General features: G+C 58.1%; 14 protein-coding genes and 1 pseudogene. 5 read left to right on the top strand and 10 right to left on the bottom strand.

Features of this window, described 5'->3' with window-relative positions; all coding sequences use genetic code 11:
• Nucleotides 1–147 precede the first annotated feature (147 nt).
• The 9 genes from AC13F2_RS09235 to AC13F2_RS09195 all read right to left on the bottom strand — a co-directional run bounded on the left by AC13F2_RS09235 (nucleotide 148) and on the right by AC13F2_RS09195 (nucleotide 14468).
• Nucleotides 148–2193 (bottom strand): FUSC family protein, encoded by a 2046-nt coding sequence (locus AC13F2_RS09235; RefSeq protein ID WP_482964308.1) that lies wholly within the window; start codon nucleotides 2191–2193, stop codon nucleotides 148–150.
• Nucleotides 2194–2464: 271 nt separating this feature from the next.
• A complete protein-coding gene (locus AC13F2_RS09230) occupies nucleotides 2465–5869 on the bottom strand; it encodes a DEAD/DEAH box helicase family protein (protein ID WP_482964309.1) in 3405 nt (1134 codons plus the stop codon).
• Entirely contained in the window at nucleotides 5866–6810 is a 945-nt protein-coding gene (locus AC13F2_RS09225) for a hypothetical protein (protein ID WP_067678135.1), read from the bottom strand. The genes AC13F2_RS09230 and AC13F2_RS09225 overlap by 4 nt, the downstream gene beginning before the upstream one ends.
• Before the next feature lie 2 nt (nucleotides 6811–6812).
• Complete coding sequence (locus tag AC13F2_RS09220; protein WP_067678132.1) at nucleotides 6813–7958, bottom strand: restriction endonuclease subunit S; 1146 nt, start codon at nucleotides 7956–7958, stop codon at nucleotides 6813–6815.
• Nucleotides 7955–9496 (bottom strand): type I restriction-modification system subunit M, encoded by a 1542-nt coding sequence (locus tag AC13F2_RS09215; RefSeq protein WP_482964310.1) that lies wholly within the window; start codon nucleotides 9494–9496, stop codon nucleotides 7955–7957. Before AC13F2_RS09215 ends, AC13F2_RS09220 begins: the two co-directional genes overlap by 4 nt.
• 183 nt (nucleotides 9497–9679) lie before the next feature.
• Nucleotides 9680–10507, bottom strand: coding sequence for a 3'-5' exonuclease family protein (locus AC13F2_RS09210; RefSeq protein ID WP_067678114.1), 828 nt, complete (start codon nucleotides 10505–10507; stop codon nucleotides 9680–9682).
• A gap of 112 nt (nucleotides 10508–10619) precedes the next feature.
• The gene (locus AC13F2_RS09205; protein WP_067678112.1) at nucleotides 10620–11171 is read right to left on the bottom strand and encodes a hypothetical protein; all 552 of its coding nucleotides are present in this window, start codon (nucleotides 11169–11171) and stop codon (nucleotides 10620–10622) included.
• 57 nt (nucleotides 11172–11228) lie between these two features.
• On the bottom strand, nucleotides 11229–12041 hold the full coding sequence (locus AC13F2_RS09200; protein WP_482964311.1) for a ribonuclease H-like domain-containing protein: 813 nt from the start codon (nucleotides 12039–12041) through the stop codon (nucleotides 11229–11231).
• A 102-nt stretch (nucleotides 12042–12143) separates the two neighbouring features.
• A complete protein-coding gene (locus tag AC13F2_RS09195) occupies nucleotides 12144–14468 on the bottom strand; it encodes a MobA/MobL family protein (RefSeq protein ID WP_482964312.1) in 2325 nt (774 codons plus the stop codon).
• Nucleotides 14469–14609: 141 nt separating this feature from the next.
• Here AC13F2_RS09195 and AC13F2_RS09190 point away from each other — a divergent pair, with 141 nt between their 5' ends.
• The 5 genes and pseudogenes from AC13F2_RS09190 (at nucleotide 14610) to AC13F2_RS09170 (ending at nucleotide 19869) form a co-directional block, all read left to right on the top strand.
• Entirely contained in the window at nucleotides 14610–15236 is a 627-nt protein-coding gene (locus tag AC13F2_RS09190) for a conjugal transfer protein TraD (protein ID WP_067678047.1), read from the top strand.
• Nucleotides 15237–15271: 35 nt separating this feature from the next.
• Complete coding sequence (locus tag AC13F2_RS09185; protein ID WP_156501901.1) at nucleotides 15272–16030, top strand: hypothetical protein; 759 nt, start codon at nucleotides 15272–15274, stop codon at nucleotides 16028–16030.
• On the top strand, nucleotides 15997–18123 hold the full coding sequence (locus tag AC13F2_RS09180; RefSeq protein ID WP_482964313.1) for a hypothetical protein: 2127 nt from the start codon (nucleotides 15997–15999) through the stop codon (nucleotides 18121–18123). Before AC13F2_RS09185 ends, AC13F2_RS09180 begins: the two co-directional genes overlap by 34 nt.
• Nucleotides 18124–18422: 299 nt before the next feature.
• Nucleotides 18423–19168 (top strand): annotated as a pseudogene (locus AC13F2_RS09175) (IS5 family transposase).
• Between the two features lie 116 nt (nucleotides 19169–19284).
• A complete protein-coding gene (locus AC13F2_RS09170; RefSeq protein WP_482964314.1) occupies nucleotides 19285–19869 on the top strand; it encodes a glycosyltransferase in 585 nt (194 codons plus the stop codon).
• Here AC13F2_RS09170 and AC13F2_RS09165 read toward each other — a convergent pair.
• On the bottom strand, nucleotides 19866–20609 hold the full coding sequence (locus tag AC13F2_RS09165; protein ID WP_103025105.1) for a Crp/Fnr family transcriptional regulator: 744 nt from the start codon (nucleotides 20607–20609) through the stop codon (nucleotides 19866–19868). The genes AC13F2_RS09170 and AC13F2_RS09165 overlap by 4 nt on opposite strands.
• Nucleotides 20610–20718: the final 109 nt, after the last annotated feature.

Raw genomic sequence — 20718 nt, 5'->3', positions numbered from 1 at the left:
AGCAAAGCTCCCGATACCAAAATGCTGATTTGCGAGCACACCGTGGCTGCTTGGATGCCGACGTGGGTGCTTTTGACTTCGCCAGTAGCGGAGCAGTCGCCTGGCGATTTTGTGCAACGAACACACTGCTCGCTAAAAAGTGGAGCTTCAGAACCGGAACGCGCGACTATGCATGCTTCGATCGGTGACGAGGCGCGCTACGCTTGTCAGAGAGACGGCGGCACCGTGGCATGCAGTAGCGATCACTTGCATCGGGTCGCCGCCCGTCTCACGGGCCAACGGTGGCGGCGCATCAGCAGTCTCCACCGCAGTTTCATCATGTCCGGGGACACGAAGGCGTTCTATCACGGATTCCAACTTTGCCGAAGCTTTCAAAGCGCGAGCTGGCGATCGCTTCACGCCGGCGCTATCCAGTTCGCGCACCGCAAGCGCGATTTCATGAACCCAATAGCTGGTAAGGACGAGCTGGCGCGTTATCCCGTCCCGCTGGCCGCTGGCACGTGCCCCGGGAAAAATACGCAATGGCTCGATCACGTCCCGCATGTTTGAAACCTTCGCCTCGAAATCATGCAGTGCGGCAGTCAGCTGCAACCGGTCAATCGAACCATCCGGTAGTGATGTTTCCAGCACAGCACGGGTTGTATCAAGAAGATCGTTCAATTGCTCACGGGCATAGGCATCTGTGCTCTTCGGCAGCACGAACGCTGCGACGATGATCCCGGCAGTTGCACCGATCGCCGTTTCTTCAAGCCTCAGCACCATCAATGCGTCGGTGAAGCGCCCCGTTGCCAGAAACAGCAAGGCAACGGTCACCGTGATCCAGAAAGCCATCCAGGTATACGATTGAGTGAAGGCGTAAAAAACGCAGAAAATCGCGAGCGGCATCAGCGCCAGAGCGACATGAATGTTGCCCTGCAGGGCCCAGACAACGCCCATTGCCACCAGAATGCCTGCCAAGGTTCCGAATGTGCGCTGGAGGGACTTGGCCAGCGCTTGGCCGCGCGAAAATGTGCCTGTGAACATAACGAACACGGTTATGACCGCCCAATACCAGCGTTCGGGCGAGAGCATCACCCCGCCCAGGATAGCGAGCGCTGCAGCCGCCGCCGATTGAATGGCGGACCGAAATTGCGCTCGGACTGGCTCGGCAAGTGGCACTTTTCGCGACCTCGCAGCGTCGAGATCAGGCGGTAGGAGCAGCGCTTGCTCGAGCCTGTCTATCCCAGAGCCAATCGAGGCAAGATCACCGTTGTGCGAGAGCGGCGTGTAATCGATCAGCGCTTTCGAAAGGCTCGCCAGTTCGCGCTTGTCGGCATTCGGCATGCCGACCCGTTCCAGCTGGTCCTGAAGCTGTAATGCAAAGCGCTCTGCCAGAGCCAGGATGGAAAGAAGGGCTTCGGCAAGCGGCCGGTGAGCAAGCCGCCCGCCCGGAAGATTGTCCAACTCGTTTTCGGCAATGTTCACCGCATTGGCAACCCGGGCCAATTCCCGCTTCAAGTGAGGAGCTTTCTGCGTTTCACCGAAGCGTGCAGCCACTTCCAGCATGCCCCCCATGCGCATCCGTATCGAGCTAACTGCCCAACGCATTCGCCGCCAGGGCCTGTGCGGCACGACCAGTTGGTGTACGATCAATGCGCAAACTGCGCCGATTACCACTCCGACCCACTGCCAGTGGAGCATCTGCGTGTCGGGTTTGAGAAACGCACCGAAGAAATAGCTGACATTCGCGGCAAGCCCGACCGGGATCCAGGGGCCGCCAAATTGACGTGCATATGCCACTGCTCCGATCAGCAGCACGAAAACGAAATGATTTATCCAACTCGTATGTAGCAGAGCCGAAAGCGTAAACATCGCACCTGCCGATGCGGACAAGGCGAGTATCTTGCCAATCCGCGCCCGCGTCTCGTCGTCGCTTATCGCCGCGCAGCTGAAAACCGTGACGGGAAAGGCAATGAGAAACGCCGTGATGGGTGCTCCAAACGCCCCACCGGCCAAAACGGTCACCGCCATCGTCAGCACAAAGGCGAACATGGCACGCGCACCGCGGGCAGTCCGCAGCAGCCCGGGATCGGCACGTACCAACATCCGCCGGGCGCCGGGAGGCAAGGCATTTACGAACAAGGTGAGGAGGGTTGGCACTGCCTTGCCGATACAGCAATTGCGGATGGGTGCGACAGTGTATTGCTGGGTCAAGCAAACACCTGCCGCTATTGCTCAAATGTTCTCGGCGGTCATGTATGGGGCCGCCAGGGACATGGCAGGATTTCAGTCAACAATGAAAGTGGTGCCCCATGGAAGACGAACATGGGAACTCGAAACTATGGGAAATTACTATTGATTTGCCTTGAGCCGAGGCTCGGAGGTTGCTTCAGGAGTTTGACGCAGGTGCCGCGTCAGTTCATTCAGCTGCGAGATAAGGATGAGCCGGCGAACTTGTCCGGCCCATGGTTTCCTACGCTTTCTCTCACGCGGCCGCCCGCCTGCTGACATCGCTCAACACTTGTACAATCCGCTGAACTTCAGCCTGCTGAAACACGCCACTAACACCCTGATCATCGAAATCGGTGAATGGGCTCTCGTATAGCCGGCGCGGATCCATCGCACCGCGTTCGGTGAGATGGTCAATGATCAAATTGATGAACTCGATCTGGTTCGCATTGAGGTTCTGACCGGCTAGTAGCTCGGCAAACGCCCCCTTCGCAGCCTCACGATCGAGGCCGATGAGCGAACGAATGAACAGGCCGAGGCCACCTTCACTTGTGATGACAGCGATGTCAGCGTCACTCGCTTCCGTTTCTTCGCGCAAGATGCGCTCCAGCTCTGCCAAATCTTGCGGGGTCAGCTGCTCGTTGCGGTGAAGCTTTTGGATCGTGATGTGATCGGCATGGGCTTTGAGGAAGTGGCGTACCTTAATTAAGAAGCGCGGCTTGTCAGTGCCGATACTCGCATGAGCCAAGTCGATGCGCGTTGCCTCACCCATCTCGTCTTCGAAGTCGGTATAAATGATTACCGCTTCATCTCCTTCGATGAGCTTCATGAGCGCACGCAGCTGGCGGCGCATCTGCTCCACCGCCCAGGCATCGATGTCGGCCCAATAATCCGGCGTCTGGACTTCAAGGATCAAGTCCATTTGCGCTGAAACCATCGGAACATTCCCGAGCTCTTCGAGCTTGGAGGCTAGCGCGATCACCTTCTCCTGGCACTGCGTGAACGACGCATCATTTTGAAGAAGAGCAAGCTGCCCCTTCAGGATGATATAGTCGAATTGCTTCGCGGCAATGTCAGTATCTTCACGGGCCGAAGGCAGCCCAGCGATCTCGCCGATTAGCACCTCGCGCTCATTCGAGCCGATGTCGTTCCATGCTTCGCGCTTCTGGAATTCCTCGACCTCCTTGCGCTTGGCGCGGACAAGGAAGTTGTCGAGGTTCATGGCAGCAACCTCGTCGAAAAGGTAGTCGCGCGTGTCCTTGTCTAGCTGCGCCAGACCGTGACCGCGTTCCTCATCGGACAAGCCTGCCAGTTGCATGGCGAGCTCTACGCGCGTGGTGAAAAGCTTCTCGTTAAGGGAGGTTGATTGCTTGGCCTCCTTCAGGTTTGGGTTCTCGTTGAAGAACTCGAAATTTTGGCAGTAGTCGAATATCAGGAATTCGGTCTTGTCCCGGCCAGGGCCGAACAGGTCTTTACGAAGGCGGGTACCGCGGCCGATCATCTGCCAGAATTTGGTTTTGGAGCGTACCACCTTGAAGAAGACGAGATTCAGCACCTCAGGCACGTCGATGCCGGTATCGAGCATATCGACCGAGATGGCGATGTGCGGCGGTTTGTCGGCAATTGAGAAATTGTCGATCAGCGATTGCGGGTATTCAACCGAGTAGTCGATCACGCGGGCAAACGAGCCCTTCAGATGCGGATAGTTGGCATCGAACCGTTCGGCGATGAACTGCGCGTGCTTGTGGTTCTTCGCGAAGATGATCGTCTTTCCAAGGCGATCTCCTTCGGCAACCTTAAGGCCGTTCACCATAAGGTGCTCAAGCACCTTGTCGACGGTGTCCTCGTTGAACAGCCATTTGTTGAGTGCAGCCGGATCGACATCGCCCTTGGGAAGCTGGCCCTCCCATTCGAGCAGATCCCACTTCTCCTTGTCCTCATCGGAGAGCTGATCGTATTTGATGCCCTCGCGCATGAAGCGGGTGGGCACCGAGATCGGCGTAGGCGGGACAAGGAAGCCGTCGGCCACCGCCTCATCGAGATCGTAGCTGTCGGTCGGCACGCCGCGCTCAAGCTCGAAGAGCGAATAGGTGTCGCGGTCAATCTCATCTCGGGGCGTCGCGGTCAGCCCGACGAGCAGGCTGTCGAAATAGTCGAAGATTGCGCGGTATTTGCGGTAAACCGATCGGTGCGCTTCATCGATCACGATGAGATCAAAATGCCCCGGGCCATAGCGCTTCTGCCCGTTCTGCATCTCATCGATCAGCCCCATCATCGTGGGGTAGGTCGCCACACATACGCGCGCGCCATTGTGGTCATTCTTCTTGGCGTCGTGCTTCTCGATCAGATTGGCGCTCGGCGTCGTCGGGATGTGCGCCTTGAAGGCGTTATGCGCCTGCTTCACCAGCGCCACGCGGTCGGCCAAAAACAGCACGCGCTTGCACCAATTGGCGCGCATCAGCTGATCGACCAGCGCGATTACGGTGCGGGTCTTGCCCGAGCCCGTCGCCATCACCAGCAGAGCCTTGCGCTGGCGGTCCTTCTCGAACGCCTCGCCTATCCGGCGGATGGCGCGGGTCTGATAATACCGCCCGGCAATATTCTCATCGATCTTGGTGGTCGCAATCGACCGGCGCGCGGCCTTGCGCTGGCGCCACAGCTCCAGCTCGTCCTTCTTGTAGAAGCCATGCACCTCGCGGGGCGGATAGGCTCCATCGTCCCACAGCCAATGCTTGTAGCCATTGGTGTAGTAGATCAGCGGTCGCACGCCGAACTGCTGCTCCAGGCAATCGGCATAGAGCTTGGCCTGCTGCTGGCCTTCACGCGGATCGCGCTTGGTGCGCTTGGCTTCGATCACCGCGAGCGGCTTGCCGTCATCGCCCCATAGGACATAGTCGACAAAGCCTTCGCCGGACGTGCTGGGCATGCCGGTGACGGGATATTCGCGGTCGCGCGGCTGGTCGAGCGGCCAGCCCGCCTCGGCCAGCAAGCGGTCGATCCAGATGTCGCGGGTTTCGGCTTCGTTGTAATCGTGGGTATCTTCGACCATGGCATTCTCGGCCTTGATCGCCTCGATCTGCGCCTGAAGCTCTTTGATCTGCGCATCGAGCGCGGCGCGGTCTTCCTCGCTCTTGATGCGGGAGGCCTGCTCTTCGGCTAGCGCTACTGCTGCTTCCTCGCGCTCCTTGGCGAGAGCCTGCAATTTCTTGAGGGTTGAAACCTCCACCTGCACCGCGCGGGGCAAGGCGGCCACTGAGAACTGCACGGCGGGATCGGGCTTGGCCCCGCGCGCATAGGTGCGCATCAGCCAGTAGCAGAAATCGAAGAGCTGCTTCAGGCAGTCGGTCGCGGACTTCTCGGGAACGGGCCGCGTTTCATGCACCGCGACGTTGCCCAGGTCCTTGATGATCCGCGCCTTGGTGACGAGCGCGTTGCCGACCAGAGAGCGGAACGTGCCCTCATGGATCAGCGCTGAAAGCGTCGGGTCATAGGGCGAATGCAGACTGCGGTCATGGTCATACATCCACTTGACCGCGCTTTCGAGCGCAAGTCGGGAATGAAAACAGCTCCCGCGCGGATCGGACAGGGCAAGCTTTTCCGCCTTCCTCGCGAGGCCATAAACCTCGGCAAATTCAGCTTGGAGGAAGGCGAACTGACTCATGCGGCTTCCCCGATTGAGTAGATATCGTCATAATTAAGTTGATCAGTCAGGTATGGCGCAAACCCAAACAGCACCACGCAGACGGAGACCAAATCACGCATTTCCATTTCGCGAATTTGATTGGCCGGCGTGCCACCATGCCTAATTCCGGGGTAGTTCGATGCGAAGCCGTACATATTTTTCATAGAGTCTTTGATTCGATCGTGCGGCCAAGTGCCGACTTGATCGCAAATCTGCCCAAGTGTGTTGCCCGTCACATTCGGAGCAATTTGACCAATCGCTTCTAAAAAATTTGTCTGCTTGGCGATGCAGGTCTTGATTCTGTTCGGCGTCCGTTCGGCTGTCAGGTCGCGTAGGGCGTCCTCAAATTCATGGAATGCCGTGGCCAGATGCGGATCAGTCTGAGCGGCGGCCTTGAGATTTCGCACTACTCGGGCAAAAATTCCCGGCAGTGTTGGATGCATCGAGAAGGGTCGGCGAAGATCATATCGCAGGCTGTACTTGTCGATGAAGGCTTCAACGAGATTGAAGTAGCGGTTGCTTAATGCATCGCCGCCAATATCGCGAACCCGGCCATGCACTGCGGCCAAGGCGGCCAATGCCTTGCTTTCACTAGTGATGTGCAGCGGCAACTCGGTACGCAACCACCGGCGTGCTTTCGAATTTCCTGAGACGGCTTGCTCATAGTGCGAACGAGCCGCCCCAAAGTCGTCAAGCGCCTTGTTATAAGCCTCCTCCGCCGCAATTTCATTGGGGTCCGTCAGCCTACCGTCCTCATCAAATTGTGTCGGCTCAGCAGGTTCAGCAGGAGGAATTGGCAAGGGGATGATCGCATCATAGAGCTCTGAGAAAAGCTCGGTTGGCGCGCCCTTGTGCTTCGAAAGCTTGACGAAAACCTCCGACCAGACCTTGTCCCATACATTGAGAAGCTCGCCGCGCATGATTACAGCTCCCCTTGGAAGGCGCGGTGTTGGAGGCTGGCGAAAAGTCCATCGAGCCGATTTGCGTGCGCGACGATTTCATTTTGGACCGACCGCGCGGAATCGATGGCGTCCACAAAACGCCGCTGATCATCCAATGCAGGAAGCAAAATCTGCATCTCTTTCATTTGAGTAGCAGTGAGCTGCGGGACCGCCGAGCCGCTGTTTGCCCCCTTCAATTTGGCCTGCACGGAAGGGAAGGAAATATATTCCCTAAGGAATCTGGGAAGAACAGTGGCTTTTGCCCTAATGATCATCATCTGGGCGTTGATGAAGCCAGTCTCATATTGGCAGTCGAAGAGTGCGCATTGCCCAAGGGTTCCGCGCAACGTGATTACCAGATCACCTCGCTGAAGCTTTCCTCGCGATAGCGAACGAAATTTCGCTTCGTTAATGAACTGAGCCTTCGTGAAATCTAGCTCGCCAGCCCTAATGTTCGTAGTGTTGAGAAATAGAATCCCTTCGTCTTTGATGTCATTTCCGCTGGGGTAATTTGAAGAGCGATCGCCATTGATGAGCTCAGCGATATCGATGAGTCTGCTTGCGAGCCTATTCGATGGAGCAACGGGATCGCCAAACATCTCGTGAAAGATGGCTTGCCCTAGTTGGTTGAGTCGGTCGATGGCGCGCTGGCGCTTGCAGCGCAGCTCGTCCGCCTGATCAAGGATCGCCGCAATCCGCTTTTGCTCGTCGAGCGAAGGTAGCGGGATTTCAATCTCGTTGATTTGCTTGGCCGACAGATGCTTGACCGTCACAAAATTGGATCGATCTTCGATATCCTTCAAGGCTTTGGGCAAAAACCAAAACAGATACTGCTCGTCCAGTTGCTGTGACGCTGCACGAACCCGGCAAACGCGCTGATTGAGAAGGGCTGGCCCACCTGCCCAGCGCGCGCAATTGAATTCACCGTCCATTCCAACGAGCAGGTCGCCGTCGGAAAGCACAAAGCGGGCATCGTAGTCGCCGTCGAAGTAGGTTTGTGATCTAGCGGGTTTCACGTCCCTTATGCGTACTAGGGGAAGCCCCTGGCCTTCATCATTGAAGCGGTCTGACTTAAAGGCGAAGCCTGATAGAATTTCGACGTGATCGCCCAGTTGTCCCGTTCTCATCCCAGCATCGCCTCCAGCTTAGCGAGGCCGTCGCTGATTTCCTGCTCCAGCGTCCGCAATTCCTTGATGATGTCGGCGGGCTTGTCGTGCGTGACTTCCATGTGCTCGACCTGCTTGTAGCGGTTGAGCGAGAGGTCATAGGTGCCGGTCGCGGCGATTTCGTCCTTGGGCACGGTGAAGCTCTGCGCAGTGCGCGGGTTCTCACGCTCGTCACCGTCGCGCTTGCCCCAGCGGATCAGCACATCGGGCAGGTTGTTCTTGGCATGCTCCTCTGCCGACAACGGCGAGGTGAATTGCAGACCTAGCTTCTCCTCCGGCAACAGCGCTGTGCGCTTGTCGTCCAGCGAGTAGCCATCGGCCTGCATGTCGTAGAACCAGACATGATCCGTCCCGCCTACGCCGGTCTTGGTGAAAAACAGAACGGCGGTCGACACGCCCGCATAGGGCCGGAACACGCCCGAGGGCAGTTTCAGCACGCCTTCGAGCTTGTGCTTCTCGACCAGCAGCTTGCGCAATTCCTGGTGCGCCTTGGATGATCCGAACAGCACGCCATCGGGCACTACCACCGCCGCGCGTCCGCCCGTTTTGAGCAAGCGCAGGAACAGGGCGAGGAACAGCAGCTCGGTCTTCTTCGTCTTGACGATCTGTTGGAGGTCCTTGGCGGTCGCATCGTAATCGAGCGATCCAGCAAAGGGCGGATTGGCGAGGATCAGGCTGTACCTGCCCGCATCCTTGCCATGCTCTTCGGCCAGGCTGTCGCGGTAGCTGACATCGGGATTGTCCACCCCGTGCAGAGTCATATTCATACTGCCGATGCGGAGCATGGTGGGGTCGAAATCGAACCCGTGGAACATGGCATTGTGAAAGTGGTGGCGCAGCTTTTCATCGCGAAACAGCTGCGGGTGATTGTCGCGCAGGTACTCGCCGGCCGCGACCAGAAAGCCCGCTGTGCCGAGCGCGGGATCGCAGATCACGTCCTCGGGCGTCGGCTGGGTCATCTCGACCATCAAGCGGATGATATGACGCGGCGTGCGGAACTGGCCATTGGTGCCGGCGCTCGCGATCTTGCCGAGCATGTATTCATAGAGATCGCCTTTGGTGTCGCGATCGTCCATCGGGATTTTGTCGAGCATGTCGACGGTCTTGGCGAGCAATGCGGCGTTGCTGAAACCAAGCCGCGCGTCCTTCATGTGCTCGCCATAACTGGAACCGTGCTCACCCAGCTGGCGAAGGAACGGGAAAACCCGCTCGGCCACGACATCCATCATCTCGCGCGCTTCGAAGTTCTTGAAGCGGGACCAGCGAAGATCGGAGTAAGGACGACCTTGATCGTCGTTGCCGTCCGGAAAAATTCGCCGCTCCATCGCAATGCCAAGGTTGGCGGCCTTGTTTTCCTCAAGAGTATGCAAGTCGTCGAGGCGCTTGATGAATAGCAGATAGGTAGTCTGCTCGATGACGGACAGCGGGTTAGACACACCCCCCGACCAGAAGGCATTCCAAATTTGATCGACTTGATTGCGGATTTCGCCCGTCAGCATTGCGGCTCCATGTTTAGCCGCCTCAGTAGACAGCCGGATAGAAAAGCAAAATTTTGCTTTCTCGGGAAGGGATTCTTGAAGCTAGACCACAAGAGGCTTTAGCAATCAATCGGACGTGCCGACTGAGCGGGAACCGGCGGATGCCCGCCGCCTTGAACCGCAAGGCGGCGAGCTGTCTGTCACTTATGCCGCCAATCGTTGCGGCTCGGCCATCTTAGCCAGCCAAGAATTGGTGGGAAACCGATCGGTTAGCGCCGCAAGGACTGCGTCGTCACCAGCATCAGGCGCACCAGAGGCCGCCCCGGTCGCAAGAAAATAGCGCCAGGCCACCTGTGTGATCGTGCAGACGTCAGCCACGACCTGTGTCTCCACATGGTCCCATGCGCCATACCTGACCGCGAGCGAGATATCCTTTGAGGGCATCGGCTTCGATGCCACGCCGATGGCCTCGCAAAACTCCGGAAGATGGACGTAATGGCCGAGCGATCGCACCGCGCTAGAGAGGTCAAGCCGGGTACGCGCGAACGGTGCCGGATCGCGCAGTTGCAGCGGCAGGACCATGCCGCGTTCCATCGCTGCGCGCTTCAGGCATAGAAAGTCCTTTGCTTCGCCTCCCCAGCTGATGATCCTGGCGTCCTGAAACGCCGAGCATAGGGTGAAGAACGCGCCGACAATGTCCTCCTCGGGCTGATCTGTAATCACCTCGACATTGGTGACCACAGGTCGATCCATGTCCGGCGATATGGTCAGAACACACCATGCGCCCGCGACGATCCGGTGGAACGGCCAGCGGACGAAGCCTTGCGTAGCGTCGTTCTCGGCCACCTGGTAACGCTTGAAGGCGTCCATATCGTAGAGAAACTCGAAGTCGCAGACGATCACCCGCTGCCACGGACTGGTTGCGGATCGATCGGCGAGGAATAGCGCAGCCTCTTCGCCAAGCGTATGGGTCTTCTGGCGCAGGGCGGCTGACTGCTCGACGGGCAGCAGTTCCGAAGTTTGGTTGGTCATGTAAATTTACTCCAGGCATAAAAAAGCCCGCATGCAGCGGGCGGAGGTTAGTCAGTGTTGGCGAACCCACCTGAGGGCGGGGCGCGTTGGCGACAGGCGCTCTTGGTCATCGTCAGTCGAGCTCAGCGTCGCGTCCGAGCGCCTTTATGGCCAAGCGTCCGATCAGCTCGGCCTCGGCAGTGACCGAGCGGTGCAGCGAGATGAGCGATGTGTCCCCCGAGCCCTGCATCTCGATCAGAAGCGTGCGGTTGCGCTCATCGTCTGGCGAAGAAGCCGTTGCGAGTTCTGTATTTGGATAGTGGGCCTGCACCGAAGGAACAGCGCTTCGGCCGACAGCCATGCGGATCGCTTTAAGGTCATCGGTGGGATCGCAATTGCCCGAGATGTCGACCTGATCGACCAGTGCAATCGCCTGTTGTACGAATACCGGCAGGGACCAGAACACGAGCGGCTGCATGACGGCTTGGTTCGCGATCCACTGCAGGAAAGTACCGTCCGGATCGGAGTGCCCGCCGCACACCCAGCTTGATGTATGGGCGGTCCAGTGCCCGTTTTCGAAAACGAACCGGGCTGCCCCGGCCCCGTGGATGTAGATCGTGTCGCCTCTGTCGTTTGCGTCAGCAGCACGCGTGCGCAAGCAGCACACGGTGAACGTGTCAGTCATTTCGTATTTTCCTTTAAATCACCATCCTTGCCTTCAGTCTCGGCAAGGAAGGTCAGGTCACATCGCGCTGGGGCGCATGTTGGCGAGGGCCGCGCGCCTCTCGGCCTGCAGGATAAGCCGATCGAGGCGGAAGATGGGATCCGCCTCGCGGGCGTCACGGAACAGGGAGAGATCGCGCAAGTGCATGAGGTGGGAGAACCGCTCGTCGGTGTCGTCAGCAAGCCAGCGATCGAACGCCGCCAGCGGATGGGCAAGCTTGGAGGGAGATGCGTATCGCGACGCGGCGTAGTGCAGCCACGCTAGCCAGGTTATTGCGACGTCTTCCTCGCAATAGCGGAACACCTGCTGCTCGCGTCCGTCGGCGATCATGGCCGCAACGCTATCGCCGCTGCCCTGCGTCTTGGCGTCAATGCCGAGTGCCTTGCATATGTTCGCCAGACTGGGTCGCCCCGCACCACCGAACCTGCCGTAGAGTTCGGCAAGGTCGGCGTGCGTAATCGCCCAACGCGGCGCCATCCAAGCTGTGCGAAGGGCGTTGTCCTCGAAGAGCAATTGGCGAGAAGCGGCGAGTTGCAGGACCGGAACGTCGAACCCCCGGCCATTCCAGGTGACCAAAGTCGCGCCCGGATCGAGCAGCTCGAACAGGCGGCGCAAGCCCGCCCGTTCGTTGGCGAAGTCGATGGTTTCGATGCCGAACGCATAATCGTCGCCGATCTTCTTCTGGCTCAAGACGCTGCAGCAAACGGGCTCGTGCAGCGGCCAGGGCGGGAACGAGCCGTCCTCGTTTGCCGGTGAAAGCGTTTCGATATCGAGCACCTGGACGTGGTCGGTCTGGTAGCATTCGGGGTAGTCGAATCTCTGGTATTTCATGGGTTCGGCCTCCGGCCCAAACCCGGCGAAGCGCAAGCGAGCGTCTTGCTCCCTTTTCCACTCCTTCGACCGGGCTCAACCCGGTCACTTCACCATCCTGTTCTAATTGACCCCGCGGCCCTTACCGGGTTCGGGCCATCCTGCCGAGCCTGGCGATGTTTTGTAGGCAGAGGGCTCACGATCGTCATTCATCGCGACGTCGTTGTCGGAGTCGGCGGGAGAAATTGCCGCGTCTCGAGGCGCGGTTCGCATATCATCCAGCGATTGCACCCGAACCTTCGCGTGAGGATAGATCAGCTTATGGAGCAGGTCGATGCGGCGCTGATATTCAAGGCTTGCGGCATCGGCATCATCCAAACGGGACAGCTTGCGCAACGCCGATTGTATGGTGGGTTCCATCAGCCATCGGTCAACCTCCTCGCGAATATCGCGGGGTACGTCCTGGTGGGCGCGTATTCCGCCGGGGACAGCGTAAAGATCTCCGGGTTTTGCAGCGAAATGCTCGACGACGCGACCGATGTCATCAACCTGCCGGAAATGTTCTGCTCGCAGCGCATCCTGCGCAGCAGGTGCAGAAAGGAAACTTGGGTCTAGCCCCATATTCTCCAACATATCTGCTGGAAGCACAAAGCCATTTCCGGCCCAACGGATCAGGCGCTTCTTCTTCCGCAGGCGTGCCATGATCTCTTCGAGATCGAGGCGTGGACCGCTCTCGCTTGGCGAGGGGGCGGCTGGTGGCATGGCGTCAGACTGGTCAGCACCGACGCCGTCTTGCTCCGCGAGTTCGGATGCGCGCGATGGCCTTGGAAATTCGTCCATTGGTATGAGGGAGGGCATTGGCTCAGATAGTTTGTTCGGAACTGAGAACTCGAAGATCTGCGGGGTAAGCCCCGGGACGGCAAGCGTAGTTATCGGCTCGATTTTGCTGAAAGCCCGCGCAGGTTGGATGGGTAATTTAGGGACGGGCGGCACGTTCACCTGCGGCACAATCGGCGGAATTCGCAAATTCGCGAAATCGTTCGAGAACAGCGGTGGAATTTTCGTCGACCTTCGTTTGATCGGCATTCGAAATGGCGACGTGGTGACCGCAAGCTCGGGCAGGTCAACGGACGCGATCGGTTGCACCTGTCGGAAATCCGGTAAGGGCGGGATGGCTGACAAAGTGAAGTTGGAAGCCAAGCTCGGGCGCGAAGGCACACGCAGTGACTTGATCGGCTTCGCCAGCCTGTTTCTCGCCTCCTCGAATTGGCGCGCCTTGCGGTCGATATCCTTGCTGGACCTGGCCAGCTCGGCGGATGCCAGCGCCGACAGGGATCGCGCTACGCGGCTGTGGTTCTCCTCGTTTGCCGCAACGTACTCGCCAGATCTTGCTTTGCGCGTGCGCGCCTCTCCCAGATGTTGCTGGGGTTCCACCGGAAGACCACGGGCAGCATGCGACAAGGCAGTGTGGCGCTCGCACTGACCGGCTTCGCGCGACATGCGTGTCATCGCACGCGCAAAATTTTCCCGCAGGAGCTGCATGCTTCGGGGATTGTCGAGATCGGTGCGCAGGGCCTCGGCTACCTCCCACTCGTTCGGGCCGACGCGCGTCATCGGGCGATAGCTTGACATGACATGGGCATGCCAATTGCGAGGATCCCCATCGGGATCGGGCGCATGCAGGGCGATTGCGTATGGTAGCCCATGCTTCCCGAAACACTCTTCGGCCCATTCGCGCGTAGTCTGAAACTGCTGCTCATTCGACCAGCGGTAGTCGAGCGCCAGCACGGTGTGGAATATGACCTTGGCGTTCCTCTGCGCCGATCGATTGATCTGCTCGAGGTGATCGAAGCCGCATAAAGCTTCCTCAACGCTCAAGCCGAGATTGCTCTCGAACATCGGCCGCCCGACATCGTCCATCGCGGACCCGGCGAAAATGTACTTGCCGACGCGCATGGCTACGCCCGGCTTCGATGTTTTGGCGCCGTAGTATTCCACGCGCATGAATACGCCGCGCCGCTTCTGGCTATCGAGAACGACTGCGTTGTAACGCGGCAGCGCGACCTGCCGAAACGGCCACCGCGATATGATCTTGACCTTTGGCTGATGCTGAATCTTCTCGATCTCGGGCTCGACGGTCTTGATCCGCCGGCGAAAGAACGCAGCGATACTCCGGTCAGCTGCGCGTTCCTGCTTGCGGAGGCGCCGTATTGCGAGCGCTGTCTCGCGGTCGCCAGCCTTCATCGCGCGGTCGAGCTCTGCATCGGCCAGCTTCAATGTCCGGCGTGCAGCAGCGGCGAGCTTCTTCTTAGAGAACGAAGACGCCGTTGCGACGGAGAGCTTTCGTGGAATGCCGAAGTCATCGACGAAGACCGCCGCGACATAGCGATGTTCCTTTGAAGTGCGGGGTGTTCGAAGCGAAGTGGGGGATGATTTTGTTTTCGGCATAGCTGAAACATTTATTGCGCCAAACTCACACCCCCCACTTTAACTTCCAAATTTGTGCCGCAAAATCCTGACTTGCTGAGTAAGTCAGGATTCCTTCCCACTCCTGTTCAGGGGAAAGAGGTCTTCGAAAGGAGACCAATCATGAATTCGCAAATTTACGAAAGCGGCGACGAACCGGAAAAAAAGAAGACGGACAGCGATTTCGAAGCACGGCTCGACGAGTTTGATCGGGTCATGCGCCAGACTGCGGAACGTCAGCGAGCCCTGGCAGAGCCGGTCCACAAGACGGTGGTGGCAGCGCCTACCGCCATGCATCACAAGATCACGCTGGGTGCGGTGATGGTGGCAGCAGGCTTTCAGGCAGCCGACGCTGATGCCTTTGCAGGTCTGCTCAGCTCTCCGGCATCGAGGTTACATAACGCTCTCGCCGCCGGCGCCCTTAGCTATGCCGGTAAAACTGCCGGACAAGCCTTGGCAGATATCCTCGACCGCAATGCGCGCGAACTCGAGGCTCGGGGCCTTTATGCCGCGTGGGAGCGCCGCTTCACCCTTTATGCGGAAGATTGCGCCGAATGGCTGAAGCGCGACATGGAGTTTCGTCTCGAAGGCGCATGGCGCGCACTCGAGATGACCGCAGATCAAAGGTGGCTGGTGCGTTTGACATGCCGCGTCCTTCGCCTGCCGATGCCCGGACATCTCCTACGCGGCCAAGCCGCCGACTGGCTGGAAGCGCAGGGCGCCAATCTGAATTACGAGAACTTCCTTTGAGTGGCTTCCGATGGACCGATGCAACCGGTACGACGGTGGAGCTCGATGAACCGCACGCGATCCAAGCCGAAGCGGCGGAGCTCACGATGAGAGTCGATCGGCTCTTTCGGGAAGTCGATTTGCTAACCGGCGAGGCAAAGGCGCAGAAGCGGCGCGAGATACGCAAAGCGATGGAGCGTCTCGATCACTTAAGAGCAGATGCGGAGCGATGGAACAGCTACGTTGAGATGGAGACCCGTGAACGGGCTAAAGTCCTCGCTAACCATATTCGCGTGATCAACGAAAACGCGAACACCCTCCGCCTCGTGGTGGGTTTGCATGACGAATTTGAGCTGGTCAGCGCGAAGGATCGCGACCGTCTTGCAGGTGCGCCCAACCTCACCCAACAGCGAGCGGCGGCGCTCGTGACGGCAATCGAAGCCAAGGACCTCGGTCCTAGTTTCGCGTCAGCGTTCGAGCATCTTCAACGAGATCCGCTCTTCTATCGCCCGGAGAGCGACGAGGGCGGCTGGTTTGAATGGGTTGATAGCGAAGGGATGCTTTGCCGTTTGGCATCTCCACTCGCGATAGAACGCGAGATCATTGCCATCATCGGCAAGCTGTTCAGCATGATCCCGAAGCTGGAAGCGATTCTGCCCCATTTCGAGACAGTCGAGATTATTAGCTCTGTCGACCTACTCATAAAAAGGGTCGAAATCCTAGAAGTCGATCTTGGACGCTTTCATCAAGAAAGCATAATGCGGGACGACAAAGAATGGGAATGCGCAAAAAGAGAATGGCAGGATGCGAGGTAAAGCCTGCATCTAGATTAGCTACTTCGCGAGATGGTCTCGATCCTCTCTTACCTGGTTTGCCGGGCTGGGACGAGAAGCAATCACGATTCTTCGAAATCGTGACTTTAGCTATGCCTGGTCTTGAGGAAAGCGCCGCGCGGATCGCTCGTGCCTTTCCGGTCGGAGAGACCTCAGCTTGCGCCATAGCTCTCTCTTCCGCGACGACCGGAGCAGGATTTGAGCGATGGCCGGGGATGCGTGACGAGATCGCCACCGGACATCCTGTCGCCGTGGCGCTTTCAAAGGCAACAGAAGACGAGCGCTATCCGGTGGCGTGTGACGATACCGTGCGAGCTTTGTCGGCGGTCGCGGGGTTTCAAGTTAGCGGACAAGTCTGCTCGATAGACGGTGTGACGGTCCCTGCCGGACGATCTCAGCTGAAATTCTTGGTCCACGCACGCTGGCGTGCGCTGTTCCACCCGATGGCTAGAGTTCAAGAGATTTACGCCGGAAATCCAGTCTATGACCGGGTAATGACGACCGACCATATCCAGCGCCAGCTTTGGGGGTTCGGCGTTTTCGAATTCGTCGGCTACTTGGACGCGATCCTGTCGAAGTCGCCTGAACTGTTCGTCGCATTATGGCTTCGGCGCTGGGAAGATCTCGATCGTCTGACTTCGCAAGCAGGATCGCAGGGTGGACCATCCCTCAGCGAAATCTTCGGCACACCAGTTCTATTGACTCTTAAAACAGGAGATCGGGATTCCTTCCTCGCGCCATGGGCTATCATGAGTGAGATCGAGCGGATTGTGGAAATCGCAAACCAGATGAGGGCACGCAGAGGCATTACATCGGCCGCCGTTCGTGCACGCGTAGCTGCCTACAGGACAATCGACGACTTGATGGCTGATGAAAGTGAAATCGGAAAACATATCCGAGGTCTGCTGCTAAGCTCGCGGTTCGTCCATCATACCATGAATGGCTCGAACCAGGCCTTTGCCGACACAGACCTGCTAGCGCGCTTGAAAAGTAGCGTGGCATGTTCCGACGCCCTGCAGAAGTCCTTCCGCCGAGTGGAATGCCCGAATGGTGAGGCTCCCGCCCTGCTCATGAATGGGCTTGATCTAGCCCATTTTATGCCTGCCTCCCTTCACCAGATTTGGTTGGGATTAGCTGACCAAACCGGTCCTCAAGACTGTCGGCAGATCCTTCGTGACACCGTCAAACGGATCAAGCGAGAGATGTGGCTGTCTATCGTCATCTTAGCGAACATTTGCCCGCCGACTGCCCAGTCATTGACTGCGAAGTTGATGAGAAAGGTCCCTGTTCAACTAGCTGCTGGTGAAAAGAGGAAGTATGTGAAGATCGTGCGGAATGAGCCAGGATGGCTCATCGTTTATCCTACAGCAATGATTTTGACCGATGGTGCCTACGATGCAGATCGCCATGATGGCCCTGCAATTATGGCTTTCGTAAAAGCAAAATTTGTCAAGCAAGCGGAGCGTATCGAGGATCTTCTTTTAACGCTTCCCGATTCCTTCAAGAATATTCTGAAGAAAAACGTCACTTCTGCCATCGACAGCGCCTCACGTATCGGGAAGCCAGGCTGGACTCGTGGAGCCTACCATCGAGCATGGTTCGAGCCAGAAGCAGAAGTCGAATTTCTACGCAAATGCTCGAATTTCATTCTCTACGACGAAAAGTTGGATAACGTCGCAAAGGGGTTCGATTATCTATCAGGACCTGCCGCGCAACGCTCAAGCGGGAAATTCGTCCCGCAGCCAAAACGGCGACTGCCCCTTGCCCATCCATTGGAGAACGTTCAGCAAATATTTCGGCGGCAGTTTCACGATCTGCAGATCCCGGAAATCATACCGAGCGCAGAGGTTCAGCAGCAGGCGGATCGCAAATTTGCGATTTTGCAGCAGGCGGCAAGAAGGTTTGCGGCTTGGTCGCCAACGAATTTCGATCCGGGGTTAGCCGAAAGGATCGGCTCGCTTCCGGCAGGAGGAAAGGGGAAGCCGAAGTTTGCTTGGGCTCTTTCAAAAAGCGAGATCAGTCACAGCAAAGATTGGTCATGGCAAAGGGATTGGGATTCTTGTGGGCGTATTTAGCGGCTAAGTGCGCAGATTTGCCTCCGGAGTTCTATGGCCGAAGATGGGCCGTTAGCTGCCTGTCTGCTTCTGGCGTAGGGCAGCCGGAAAGCCGCCATTCCGATTCCGACCAGTTTACGGGCGGTCAGTAGCGAGTTTCATCTGACATCAGAGTTAGTCCATCGTTGAACCGACCCGTCGTTCCAAGCAAGCTAGGTTTCGTGGACAAAGCTTGACTGTGGACTCGGACCTTGATTCAAGGCTGGCTTTTGGAGGCAGCCTTGGGCGAGCGGATTGGCGTTACGGACGAAGAGTGGGAAGTGATCGGGCCGCTGCTGCCACCTGAGCGGGGTCGTGGCTGCCGTCCGGCGCAGGACAACCGCCCCTATTTCGAAGGCATGATGTGGATCGCGCGGACCGGAGCGCAGTGGCGTCACCTGCCGGATGAGTATGGCAAGTGGAACAGCGTTTTCCGGCGCTATCGACGATGGGTTACGACCGGCGTGTTCGATGCCATGCTGGAGACGCTGGCGGAACTGGCGGGGCGCGACACAGCCGCCGACATGATCGATAGCACCGTGGTCCGGGCACATCATTGTGCCGTCGGCATAAAAAGGGGACTCAGCAAACCGAGGCGCTTGGCCGATCGCGCGGCGGCTTCACCACCAAGCTCCACGCAAGGTGCGATGCCAGAGGCTTGCCCCTCGGCTTCGTGCTGACACCGGGGCAAGCGCACGATGTGCAGGGCTTCGCACCGCTGTTCCGCATGATAACTGACCGGATCGAGGCCTTCCTGGCTGATCGGGGATACGATGCCGATGCGATCCGCGAAGAGATTGAGGCGGCGGGCGTCGAGGCGGTGATCCCGGCCAAGGCGGGCCGGCGTAATCCCGCCGCGCATGATCGCGCGAAATACAAGTGGCGCAACCTGATCGAGCGACTGTTCAATAAACTCAAGAACTGGCGACGCGTTGCGACCCGCTACGACAAAACCAAGGAATCCTATCTCGGCTTCGTCGCGCTCGCCTCAGTCAAACTCTGGATACCCTTTGTCCACGAAACCTAGGAATTCCGACATTTCGCACGGTTCACTGGCGAGCAGACGAACCAGATCATGTGCGACATTTTCAAAGCTTCCCGAAGGAACGGGTCATTGCAATTTCGCGGCGGCAGGCCTTGGACGTGCCTCGCGCCAACCTGGCAGGAGTGGTGCATCACGGCATACCGCTTGACCGGTACGCCTTCGGAGGCGGCGGCACTGACTACCTCGCCTTCCTCGGGCGAATGACTGACCAGAAACGTCCCGATCGCGCCATCGCGCTCGCCAGGCAGAGCGGTCTGACCCTAAAACTTGCGGGGCCGGTAGACCCCGGCAATCCAACATACTTCGATGACGTCGTTAAACCGCATCTAGATGCCGCTATTCAGCACGTGGGCAATGTCACGGACGATCAGAAGCAAGGCTTTTTTTCGAACGCACTGGCCCTGATGTTCCCGATCGACTGGCCTGAACCGTTCGGCCTCGTCATGATCGAAGCCATGGCATGCGGAACTCCGGTTATCGGATGGGATGAGGGTAGTGTCCGCGAAATCGTCGATGATGGGGTAACGGGTATTATCGTCAATTCGGTTGAGGAGGCGCTCGATCGTCTGCCGGAAATTCGCAACCTTGACCCTGCCATCATCCGCAAGACGTTCGAGCAACGGTTTTCGGCCGACAGAATGGCCCGCGAAATAACGGACCTCTACCGCCAGTTTGGCGTCTAACGGTCGTCCAGTGTATCCAGCGCCAGGTCGCCGTCGCCATACAGATAGTCTCCATCGAACTCGCCCAGCTTGTTCAATGCCGCCTCGTCTTGGATGACAATCCTGCCATCGCCCTGTGGATCGAGAATTCCGCGTTCACGAAGGTTTCTGAAACTGCGATTGGCGTGGACCGAGGTAATACCGCACGCTTCTGCATAATCGCGCTGCAACAGCGGAACCGGCAGATTGGTGCCATCAAACCGCCCGACGAACTTGAGCCGCTCGATTATCTCCGAAACCAGATGCGCGATCCGCCCCTCGGCATTGAGACGCCCCAGACGGAATATCCATTCCCGATGCATGGCCGCGTCGAGCAAGGTCGAAAACCACATCGCCCGGGCCAGATGCGGGAAACGCTCGACCAGCCGGGCGATCGCCGTGTGCGGCACTTTGGCTAAGGTTACGGTATCGAGCGATGCCACATTGTGATCGAGCCGTTTCATGGGAAAACCGTGCAGGTCGACGAAATCGCCCGTGACGTTCAAGCCCACGAGCTGGCGTTCGCCCCGGCGATCATCGATATGCCGGAGCATCGTCCCTTCGATGATATAGTAGGAATTCTCTATCCGCTCGCCCCGCTCAACCAATGTCTTGCGCGGATCGAGTTTGACGACATCGACGACAGCATCCTCGAGAGCGCGCTTCTCATCCGCGCTGAGATCGTGTCGAAGCCTGCCTTTGAGGAATAATTCGGTGCGCACGGATAGTCCCTGTTTGTTCCACGCTTCGCTATCGGCACGGCAGGCCGGTGTCAAAGCGGGAGCAACTAACTTAAGTCAGACAAGGTAGAATTGTGCAGAAGGTCAATCA

The sequence above is a fragment of the Qipengyuania sp. L-5Y genome, from assembly GCF_056859455.1.
This window is presented reverse-complemented; position numbering and strand designations above follow the sequence as displayed.

Excerpts from the sequence above, each read along its gene's own strand:
- AC13F2_RS09200 (WP_482964311.1), bottom strand. The coding sequence starts at position 12,041 with ATGAAATACCAGAGATTCGACTACCCCGAATGCTACCAGACCGACCAC.
- AC13F2_RS09230 (WP_482964309.1), bottom strand. The coding sequence starts at position 5,869 with ATGAGTCAGTTCGCCTTCCTCCAAGCTGAATTTGCCGAGGTTTATGGC.
- AC13F2_RS09220 (WP_067678132.1), bottom strand. The coding sequence starts at position 7,958 with ATGAGAACGGGACAACTGGGCGATCACGTCGAAATTCTATCAGGCTTC.
- AC13F2_RS09225 (WP_067678135.1), bottom strand. The coding sequence starts at position 6,810 with ATGCGCGGCGAGCTTCTCAATGTATGGGACAAGGTCTGGTCGGAGGTT.
- AC13F2_RS09210 (WP_067678114.1), bottom strand. The coding sequence starts at position 10,507 with ATGACCAACCAAACTTCGGAACTGCTGCCCGTCGAGCAGTCAGCCGCC.
- AC13F2_RS09205 (WP_067678112.1), bottom strand. The coding sequence starts at position 11,171 with ATGACTGACACGTTCACCGTGTGCTGCTTGCGCACGCGTGCTGCTGAC.
- AC13F2_RS09195 (WP_482964312.1), bottom strand. The coding sequence starts at position 14,468 with ATGCCGAAAACAAAATCATCCCCCACTTCGCTTCGAACACCCCGCACT.
- AC13F2_RS09190 (WP_067678047.1), top strand. The coding sequence starts at position 14,610 with ATGAATTCGCAAATTTACGAAAGCGGCGACGAACCGGAAAAAAAGAAG.
- AC13F2_RS09215 (WP_482964310.1), bottom strand. The coding sequence starts at position 9,496 with ATGCTGACGGGCGAAATCCGCAATCAAGTCGATCAAATTTGGAATGCC.
- AC13F2_RS09180 (WP_482964313.1), top strand. The coding sequence starts at position 15,997 with ATGCGCAAAAAGAGAATGGCAGGATGCGAGGTAAAGCCTGCATCTAGA.